This window comes from Acetobacter sp. AC2005 (genome assembly GCF_037901235.1).
Taxonomy (GTDB): domain Bacteria; phylum Pseudomonadota; class Alphaproteobacteria; order Acetobacterales; family Acetobacteraceae; genus Acetobacter; species Acetobacter oryzoeni.
The window spans coordinates 242292-251772 of record NZ_CP149627.1 but is presented as its reverse complement, the minus strand read 5'-3'; the positions used below and the strand labels follow the sequence as shown (position 1 = coordinate 251772).

The following is a 9481-nucleotide window of genomic DNA, read 5'->3' as shown; positions in this document are numbered from 1 at the left end:
GTTGATGTGGCCTTTCAGAAGCCACTGGCCGGTATGGTGATCAGCGGATCAGATCCAAATCTGCGGGGCGTGCTTGAAAGTACGAAAAGACATACTGGTTTTTCCGATCCGGATCAAACGATCATGCGCCCATTCAGGTCATCGCCCTCTCACACCCCTACCGGTTCCATCCGCGGGAGCCGAGCCATCGCTCAGGCTGCCACGGACAGGGCCGGATCCCGATAATCCTCCTGTTTCGTTGCCATGGCCCAGATTGCCCTTGCCATCCTGTTGGCCAGGGCAATCGCTACCAGCATACGGGGCTTGCGGGCCAGCATCCGTGCCAGCCAGCTTCCCGGTGCTGGGCCCTTGCGACTGGCCCAGTTCACCTGGGTCATGGCACCCATGATGAGAAGCCTGCGGATATCAGCCTGTCCGGCTTTTGATATCCTCCCCAGCCTTTCCTTTCCGCCAGATGAGAACTGCCGGGGCACCAGTCCCAGCCACGCAGCAAAGTCGCGCCCGCGCCGGAAGGTCTGCAGGTCAGGCGCAAAAGCCTCAACCGCAAGAGCGGTCAGAGGACCCACTCCAGGCATGCTCTGCAATCTGCAGGCGGTTTCACTTCCCTGGGCAAGCATCCTGATCTTCTTTGTTCTGGCATCAATTCGCACACTCTGCTCCGAAATCTGTTGCAGCAGATCAAGGCATTCCTGCCTTACAAGCTCTGGCAGAACTGCCTCATCCAGCATGGCCTCAATGCGTTTGATATGCGCAATCCCCTGTGGCACGACGAGACCGAATTCATACAGAACGGCACGCAGGGCATTCACCAGTTCCGTGCGTTGGTGCACCAGACGCTCGCGGGAGCGAAAGAGAACGCTTCGGGCCTGCTGCGCTTGAGTGCGCGGTTCGACAAAGCGCATTTCCGGCTGACGGGCCGCAATGACGATCGCTTCCGCGTCGGCAGCATCGTTCTTCTGCCGCTTCACGAAAGGCTTCACATACTGCGGAGCGATCAGTCTGACCTCGTGACCAGATGCCGCCAGTTCGCGGGCCCAGTAATGCGCGCTCCCGCACGCTTCAAGAACGACCAGAGCAGGCGGCTGCGTTGCCATGAACTGCATAAACTGCTGACGACGCAGCTTTTTGCGAAACATCACCTCGCCCGCACGCGAAGCTCCATGAACCTGGAAAATGGTCTTTGCCAGATCAACGCCAATCACTGTATCCTTCATCTGCCGTCCTTTCACGCGGTTGTTTTTACTCAACGACCATTCTGGCACATTGCGATGCCGTGCGGGGAGGACGGCAACCACCCCATCTGCGGGGACCATCTCCTCAGCGCTACCCTGCGCACGGCAGACAGGGACCCGGGGAAGGAAGCACTGGCAGACATCCGCCGGATCGTGGAGCAGATCAGGAGCCGTTGGCCTCGGGTGCGTATCCTGGTGCGTGGGGACAGCGGTTTCGCCCGGGACAGTCTGATGACATGGTGCGAAGACAACCACGTTGACTTCCTGTTCGGGCTTGCAGGCAACACCCGCCTGTATGACCGGATTGCCTCTTTGTCCGCTGAGGTTCGTGACGAAGCCGCCACGACAGGCAGAGCGGCGCGCGGTTTCGCCTCCTTTGACTGGATCACAAAGGACAGCTGGACGCGCCGCAGGCGGGTGGTGGCCAAGGCCGAATGGCGCCACGGCAACCGCTATCATCGCTTTATTGTCACCACGCTACCGCAGGGAATGTCCGACCCCCGCCATCTCTACGAACAGATTTACTGCGCACGCGGGGATATGGAAAACCGCATCAAGGAATGCCAGATGGATCTGTTCTCAGACAGGACCTCGTCCCACACCATCCGGGCCAACCAGCTCCGGCTGTGGTTCTCGGCCGCAGCCTATGTCCTGCTGACCGCTCTGCAAAGACTGGCCCTTGGCCAGACCAGCCTGGAGACGGCGACCTGTGGCACCATACGCGCACGACTGCTCAAAATCGCGACACGTGTAACGCTCAGCGTCCGTCGGATTGTCCTGTTCATGCCGGACATGTTCCCCTGTCAGCACGAATTCGCCCTCGCTCATGCACGATTGCGAAGGCTCCGGCAGGCCATCTGAAGAAACAGACAGTGCACAGACCACATAGCTTCCACCAACACTGCCTTCTCAGGCCGTGACACCCTCACTGCGTTCAGAACCCGCCGCCAGAAGCAGAATATCGTCAATATTCCAGATCGGGCTCCTGTGGGATGACTGAATTCTACAAAATGACCCGAAATTGCCTCAAGTGTGAGATGGGGTGGTTGCCGTCCTCCCCGCACGGCATCGCAATGTGCCAGAATGGTCGTTGGAAGAAACGACTGCGCGAAAGGACGGCAGATGAAGGATACAGTGATAGGCGTTGATCTGGCAAAGAACATTTTCCAGGTTCATGGAGCTTCGCGTGCGGGCGAGGTGATGTTTCGCAAAAAGCTGCGTCGTCAGCAGTTTATGCAGTTCATGGCCACGCAGCCGCCTGCTCTGGTCGTTCTTGAAGCGTGCGGGAGCGCGCATTACTGGGCTCGCGAACTGGCAGGAGCTGGTCACGAGGTCAGACTGATCGCTCCGCAGTATGTGAAGCCTTTCGTGAAGCGCCAGAAGAACGATGCTGCTGATGCGGAAGCGATCGTCATTGCGGCCCGTCAGCCGGAAATGCGCTTTGTCGAACCACGCACTGAAGCGCAGCAGGCGCGTGGCGTTCTTTTCCGGGCCCGGCAGCGTCTGGTGCACCAGCGCACGGAACTGGTGAATGCCCTGCGTGCCGTTCTGTATGAATTCGGTCTCGTCGTGCCACAGGGGATTGCGCATATCAGACACATTGAAGCCATGCTGGATGAGGCGGTTCTGCCAGAGGCTGTGAAGCAGGAATGCCTTGATCTGCTGCGACAGATTTCGGAGCAGAGTGTGCGGATTGATGTCAGAACAAAGAAGATCAGGATGCTTGCCCAGGAAAGTGAAAACACCTGCAGATTGCAGAGCATGCCTGGAGTGGGTCCTCTGACCGCTCTTGCGATTGAAGCTTTTGCGCCTGACCTGCAGAGCTTCCGGCGCGGGCGCGACTTTGCTGCGTGGCTGGGGCTGGTGCCCCGTCAGTTCTCATCTGGCGGAAAGGAAAGGCTGGGGAAGATATCAAAAGCCGGGCAGGCTGATATCCGCAGGCTTCTCATCATGGGCGCCATGACCCAGGTGAACTGGGCCAGCCGTAAGGCCCCTGCACCGGGAAGCTGGCTGGCACGGATGCTGGCCCGCAAGCCCCGTATGCTGGTAGCCATTGCGCTGGCCAACAGGATGGCACGAGCCATCTGGGCCATGGCAACAAAACAGGAGGATTATCGGGATCCGGCCCTGTCCCTGGCAGCCTGAGCGATGGCTCGGCTCCCGCGGATGGAACCGGTAGGGGTGTGAGAGGGCGATGACCTGAATGGGCGCATGATCGTCTGATCCGGATCGGAAAAACCAGTGGATTTCTCTGTGCTTTAAAGCACGCCTGTGAGATTTGGATCTGATCCGCTGATCACCATACTGGCCAGTGGCTTCTGAAAGGCCACATCAACAGGCCTTACAGAAGACCGCACACGATCACACGTCAATATGGGTCAGAAAACTCTTGCATAACGGACGGCAACCATATGTGGACGGCTCCCCCTTGCAAGGGGCTAGGCAAGAAAATGATCGGATCTTTGCTTCCATATGTCCGGCCTGTTGATGCGGCCATAGGGTCGCTGGCCAAGATGGCTTCCGCAGCGTGAGCCCCAAACACAGAAGAAGCGGTCTTTGATGACCACTGGTTGCCACGGGTTTTCTCACGCCATGGATCGATCGATCACACCATCTGCTCTATTACTTGCAAGCCACGACCTCAGCTCGGCACGAGAGCGTCAAATGTCAGCGCATCGTGCCAGGCTAAGCTCAAACAGCAGCTGCGCCGGGTTGCTGCAGAAGGCGCTTATAGTGTTCGCCGCTGACCATCAGTTTCCAGGCAATCCGCGCAATCTTATTGGCAAGGGCCACCGCTGCGAGTTTCGGTTTTTTGCGCTCCAGCAATTCACGTAACCAAGATGAGGCATTCTTCCCATTGGTCCGCCGGGCATGCGACACGACTGCGGTCGCGCCAACCACCAGCGTGCTTCGCAAGACCTCATCGCCAGCGCGTGTGATTCTGCCAAGCCTTGTTTTTCCACCGGTTGAGTGATCCCTGGGCGTCAATCCGATCCAGGCCGCAAAGGCTCGACCCGATTTGAACAGATGCGGATCAGGCGTTTTCATCATCAGCAGCGCTGCGCCGATCGGACCAACGCCCGGAATTTTCGCAAGACGCTGACTGCATTCGTTGGCGCGGTGCCATGCCATCACCTTGCCCTCAAGCTGTTCGATTTCACCTTGCAATTCAGCATATTCCTTTGCGTGAAGGGCAAACAACTCGCGCGTCAATGTGGGCAGGCTTTCGTCCGCAGCGATCCGATCAAGGAGTGCCTCAATCCGGCACATGCCTTTGGGCGCCGTGATCCCAAACTCGGCAGCATATCCCCGGATCGTATTGGCGAGCTGTGTGCGGTTCCGGATAAGTCGTGCCCGCATTCCAATCAGCATCAACGCTGCCTGCTCTTCCTCGCTCTTGAGCGGGACGAACCGCATTGTAGGCCGACTCATCGCTTCACAGAGGGCTTCCGCGTCGGCGGCATCGTTTTTCCCGCGCTTGACATAAGGCTTCACGAGCTGCGGCGCGATCAACTTCACTGTGTGTCCCAGATACGAGAGCACCCGCCCCCAGTAATGGGAGGCGCCACAGGCCTCAATCGCGATTTCAATCGGGGGCAGTTTCTCAAAAAACTTTACCATCTCCCGGCGGGATAGCTTCCTGCGCAAAACAGGCTGCTCCTTCGCGTTTACACCGTGCAATTGGAAAACACTTTTTGACGTGTCCATGCCAATACGGATAATTTGTTCCATGGGTGGCCTCCTCTGTGAGTTCTGCAACGACTTCACCTTGGCACATCGCGATGCCGTTGGGAGCCGTCCACCCCATCACAGAAGAAATCCGCGTCGATCATCTCGAACGGGAAGGGCTTCGGATTGAGGCAGTTCCTGTGCCATCTCTGTCGCCGCCAGCGCTGGTCGCGGTGACTCTGGCCGCGTTCCTGGCTGCACGAGAAAGAACAACCTTGGCAGAAATCATGCAAAACGTGATCGACGTGCCGCCAGAAAAAGAGCTGCTTGTTATGCTCAAAAATGCAGGATGGGAGTCACGAAGGACTGCCACCGGGCGCTTCTGGGTGAAAACCAGGGGGTGAATAGCTGACATCGGATACGTCCGTCCGGCTTGGATGGGCGTATCCGATGAAAGGAAGGCCCTGACACGCCGGACCAACACTGGGCGATTGCGCTTCCTGAGGGAGAGCCATAACCTGCTTCCATGACTCGAAATCCCTCTGAAAAGCCCAAGTCCCGTGCCTCAGCGAAAGTCGGCACGACTGTCACGAAGGATAATCTGAAGGCGCTTGGTGCGGACCGACTTGCGGATCTGCTCATCGAACTGGCAGGGCAGGACACCGCACTGACCCGCAGGCTTCGCATGGCGCTGACAGCGGTTCACGCGAAGGATAAACTCGGCAAGGAGATCGAAAAGAGACTGCGCACGATCCAGCGTTCCCGTGGGTTTCTGCCCTGGGACCGGATCCGTCCTCTGGCTGCTGAACTTGATACCTTGCGGCAATCCATCCTGGGTGACGTTGCCTCTGCCGATGTCGGGCAGGCCATTTCAGCCATGAGGCTGCTTGTGGAGATTGCCCCATCCGTCTACGAGCGCTCGGACGACAGTTCCGGATACCTGTCGGACGTCTTCCGGGAGGCCGCTTCTGATCTTGGCGTTCTCTGGGGACGACAGGCCAACCGGGATCCCGCCATCGTTGTCACAGACCTTCTTACGCTTCTCGATGATGACGGGTATGGCACCTGTGATCGTCTGCTCGCCGCGTGCGGCACGGCATTAGGCGAAACGGGCGCAGCCATGCTCAGAACTATGCTTCTGGCACGACTGCGCGACCTTCCTGCGTCAAAGGGGAATAGCGATTATCATACCGACATCGCGCGTATGCAGGTGATCAGGCACCTGCGGGATCTTGCGGATGCCATGGGTGACGTTGATGCGTATAGTGAAGCTGTCAGCCTGAGTGACCGCCAGTATGCCTATACCGGCGACGTCGCACGCCGCTTGCTGGACAAGGGGCGCGCCCGGGAGGCACTTGACTGGCTCGACCGGGAAACTGAAGAGAACTCTCGCTTTTACAAGGAAAACGACGATCTGCGGATTGAAGCATACGAGGCCGTTGGAGACCGAGACAAAGCTCAGGCTCTGCGATGGAACGTTTTTCGGGAACGCCTGAGCCTGCCGCACTGGAAAGCCTATCAGCGTCATCTCAGTGATTATGATGCGATCGACGCCGAAGAGCAGGCACTCGATCACATCCGGAATTTCCCGAATAGAAGCGTGGTCCTGTCTACTCTTCTGGAATGGCCCGCTCTCGACGAAGCTGCCCGTCTCGTGCGGCATCATACAGCGGAACTGGACGGACGGGACTACGGGACGCTGCGTCCGGCAGCGGAACGTCTATCTGAAGCTTATCCCAACGAAGCGACGCTGCTCTACCGTCTGCTGGTCGAGGCCGTGCTGGACAGGGCGCTTTCCCGTTACTACGCCTATGCCGCAAAGGATCTTGCGTCCTGTCAGCGACTTGCACCCATGTTGACCATGGCTGAAGGCATGGAATCCCATGAAACGTTCATGACCCGGTTGAAGGCTTCACATAAGCGCAAACTGGGATTCTGGTCATTGATCGCCGTGCCCTGAGAGCAGGGTTGGGGGAAAATGGTCTGGCCAGTATTGCGAGCGAATTCCATTGTTACCCGGCAAGAGTTTGGATATACTGTCGGCATATCCCAAATGGAGGTTACGATGCTCACCCGCACGACGCTCTTTCTGTCCAATCGCTCTCAGGCCGTGCGTCTTCCCAAAGCGGTTGCGTTTGACGCCAGCCTGAAAGACGTCGTGATCATCCCGGACGGTGCGCGTCGCATAATCGCGCCCGCGAATGCCGCTTGGGACGATTTCTTTGCCGCGCCGGGCACTCCACTGCCTGAGCGTGATCAGCCGAGGATGCAGGAACGCGAAAGCTTCTGATGCTTCGTTATCTTCTGGATACAAACTTTTGCATTCGTGTCCTGCGTGATCGTCCGCAAGGCTTGCGTGAGCGTTTCAATGATAACGCCGAGGCGCTCTGCATCTCGGATGTCGTGCTTTACGAACTTCTCTATGGAGCCGAAAAATCTCACGATCCGGCAAAGATTCGACGTGAGGTTGAGCATTTTGCCGCACGTCTGTCTGTTTTGCCGTTTGATGATGACGCCGCAGCCCATACAGCGGAAATCAGGGCAGAGCTGGAAAAGCGTGGCTGTGTCATCGGCCCATACGATTTGATGATTGCCGGGCACGCTCGAAGCAGGGGGCTTGTCGTTGTGACTGGAAATCTACGAGAATTTACGAGGGTAGATGGGTTGCGATCTGAGGATTGGACGGCCGGTTAAGGGATAAGTGGAGCTTCTGCTTCGGCTTCTGCCTCATGTCAGACGTAACAGGAATTGCTGGAGTTTTCTGAAAGCAGGCATATAGCGAGATGATAATATGCGCATGGAAATGTGTATAAATATGTGCTATGTTTCAGTTCTCATGTAAATAGGATCAAAGCTATGGTTCGTGTGCACTCCACCAGCCCGTTGCGTCGTCCCACTAATGTGACGTTACCTGCTCAGTTACTCGAAGAAGCCAGATCGCTTGATCTCAACATATCGCAGGCCTGCGAACAGGGGTTGAAGTCAGCGATCGCTTCGGTTCGTGCTCAACAATGGCTCGCAGAAAATCGCTCCTCTCTTGAAGCATCCCGACAGTATGTCGAAAAGAATGGTCTTCCTCTGGCGGATTATCGGAACTTCTGAATGGCGCGTTTTGATGTGTATTGTTTGGCCGGACGAGGTGAAGCGCGTTTCGTTTTAGATGTGCAGGCAGACCTGCTGGACGAGTTGGGCACCCGCATTGTGGTGCCGCTTTTATCACAGAAAGTGGCACCCAGGCCGGCAAAGAGACTGAATCCGATTTTCGTAGTCGATGACCAGTCGTTCGTTATGATGACACAGTTTGAATTGCCCCGGGTTTTGTGGAGACGTTTTTTATCTGATTTAAGCGGCTAATGCATGTGATTTCTGTTGTGCATAAAAGCGTGCCTCAGCTTCTGCTGGCGGGATGTTTCCAATGGAGGACAGGAGCCGCCGATTATTGAACCAGTCGACCCATTTAAGTGTTGCCAGTTCAACAGCTTCCCTGTTTTTCCATGGCCCCTGCCGATAGATGAGTTCGGTTTTGTAAAGTCCGTTAATGGTCTCTGCTAAGGCGTTATCATAGGAATCCCCAACACTGCCGACAGAAGCAACGAGCCCCGCTTCAGCCAGTCTTTGCGTGTAACGAATGGACACATATTGACAGCCGCGGTCGGAATGGTGGGTCACTTTTCCCTCAGGTCGCCTCTGGCACAGAGCCTGCTCGAGAGCATCCAGCACGAAGTCGGTATGAGCCGTTGAGGAGACGCGCCAACCCACAATAACCCGTGCGAATACATCAATGATGAAGGCCACATAAACAAAGCCCTGCCATGTGGAAACGTAAGTAAAATCCGAAACCCAGAGTCTGTTGGGGGCAGGAGCATGAAACTGGCGCTGCACCAGATCCTGCGGACACGGACGTTGCGGATCAGGCCGTGTGGTTCTGACCCCCTTGCCACGAATGACGCCTTTCAGCCCCATCCGGCGCATCAGCCGCTCTACCGTGCAGCGGGCGACATCCAGACCTTCACGTCTGAGCTGATGCCAGACCTTGCGCGCTCCATAGACGCAGAAATTATTATTCCACACTCTACGGATGTCATCGCACAGTTCTTTGTCTTTCTGGCTGCGCACACACGGATTTTTCTGTCTGGCAACAGTTGCATAATAGGCAGATGGTGCAATCGACAGAACCCTGCAGATTGACCCGACACCATATGTCTGCCGGTGCTCCTCAATGAAGCGTGTCATGGCTTGAAGATGCGGTCGAGTTCTCCTTCCGCAAAATATGCCGACGCCTTACGCAGGATTTCATTGGCCTGCCGCAATTCGCGGTTCTCTCGCTCCAGTTGCCTGATCTTCTCTCGATCAGGCAGGTCACTCACCGCAGGCGCATTGGCCCGTTCATGCAGACGGGTCCATTTTGACAGCGTGTCAGGGTGAATATCCAGCTTTGGGGCGATCATCATCACTGCAGACCACCGCGAAGGATGGTTCTTCTCTTCCTCCAGAACCATGCGGGCTGCACGGTCACGAAACTCAGGCGGAAAACGCTTCGATTTATTGCTCATGAATTCTTCTTACCTCACGGGTCTTTC

General features: G+C 56.7%; 10 protein-coding genes, 1 pseudogene and 1 other annotated feature. Of the genes and pseudogenes, 8 read left to right on the top strand and 3 right to left on the bottom strand.

Translation table 11 applies throughout. The features are described from left to right. Positions 1-191 precede the first annotated feature (191 nt). Complete coding sequence (locus QQM41_RS14925; RefSeq protein WP_339076906.1) at positions 192-1214, bottom strand: IS110 family transposase; 1023 nt, start codon at positions 1212-1214, stop codon at positions 192-194. Positions 1215-1301: 87 nt separating this feature from the next. On the opposite strand from QQM41_RS14925, the pseudogene QQM41_RS14920 reads away from it, so the two are divergent. After that, positions 1302-2093 (top strand): annotated as a pseudogene (locus tag QQM41_RS14920) (IS1380-like element IS1380A family transposase); the annotation flags it as partial. Between the two features lie 261 nt (positions 2094-2354). Continuing rightward, positions 2355-3377, top strand: coding sequence for an IS110 family transposase (locus QQM41_RS14915; RefSeq protein ID WP_087652277.1), 1023 nt, complete (start codon positions 2355-2357; stop codon positions 3375-3377). Positions 3378-3923: 546 nt separating this feature from the next. Here the strand turns inward: QQM41_RS14915 and QQM41_RS14910 are convergent. Further along, complete coding sequence (locus tag QQM41_RS14910) at positions 3924-4964, bottom strand: IS110 family transposase (RefSeq protein ID WP_339078246.1); 1041 nt, start codon at positions 4962-4964, stop codon at positions 3924-3926. 14 nt (positions 4965-4978) lie between these two features. Between QQM41_RS14910 and QQM41_RS14905 the strand changes: the two genes are divergently transcribed. From QQM41_RS14905 to QQM41_RS14880, 6 genes are all read left to right on the top strand, one after another. Further along, positions 4979-5305, top strand: a complete 327-nt coding sequence (locus QQM41_RS14905) for a hypothetical protein (RefSeq protein ID WP_339078245.1) — start codon at positions 4979-4981, stop codon at positions 5303-5305. A 122-nt stretch (positions 5306-5427) separates the two neighbouring features. After that, entirely contained in the window at positions 5428-6861 is a 1434-nt protein-coding gene (locus QQM41_RS14900; protein WP_029604385.1) for a DUF6880 family protein, read from the top strand. Between the two features lie 105 nt (positions 6862-6966). After that, the gene (gene vapB / locus QQM41_RS14895; RefSeq protein ID WP_086653942.1) at positions 6967-7191 is read left to right on the top strand and encodes a type II toxin-antitoxin system VapB family antitoxin; all 225 of its coding nucleotides are present in this window, start codon (positions 6967-6969) and stop codon (positions 7189-7191) included. Further along, positions 7191-7595, top strand: coding sequence for a tRNA(fMet)-specific endonuclease VapC (vapC, locus tag QQM41_RS14890; RefSeq protein WP_124306977.1), 405 nt, complete (start codon positions 7191-7193; stop codon positions 7593-7595). The genes vapB and vapC overlap by 1 nt, the downstream gene beginning before the upstream one ends. 162 nt (positions 7596-7757) lie before the next feature. Next, positions 7758-8003 carry a type II toxin-antitoxin system CcdA family antitoxin gene (locus QQM41_RS14885; protein WP_080587162.1) on the top strand — a complete coding sequence of 82 codons (246 nt, stop codon included), beginning with the start codon at positions 7758-7760 and terminating at the stop codon, positions 8001-8003. Continuing rightward, on the top strand, positions 8004-8255 hold the full coding sequence (locus tag QQM41_RS14880) for a CcdB family protein (RefSeq protein WP_339078244.1): 252 nt from the start codon (positions 8004-8006) through the stop codon (positions 8253-8255). Here the strand turns inward: QQM41_RS14880 and QQM41_RS14875 are convergent. Further along, a protein-coding gene (locus QQM41_RS14875; RefSeq protein WP_339078243.1) for an IS3 family transposase occupies positions 8244-9454 on the bottom strand; the annotation gives its coding sequence in 2 pieces (ribosomal slippage) (positions 8244-9157 and positions 9157-9454; 1212 coding nt in all). The two genes, QQM41_RS14880 and QQM41_RS14875, sit on opposite strands and share 12 nt — an antisense overlap. Continuing rightward, positions 9060-9176, bottom strand: a sequence feature (AL1L pseudoknot). (Overlaps the previous gene by 117 nt.) Positions 9455-9481: the final 27 nt, after the last annotated feature.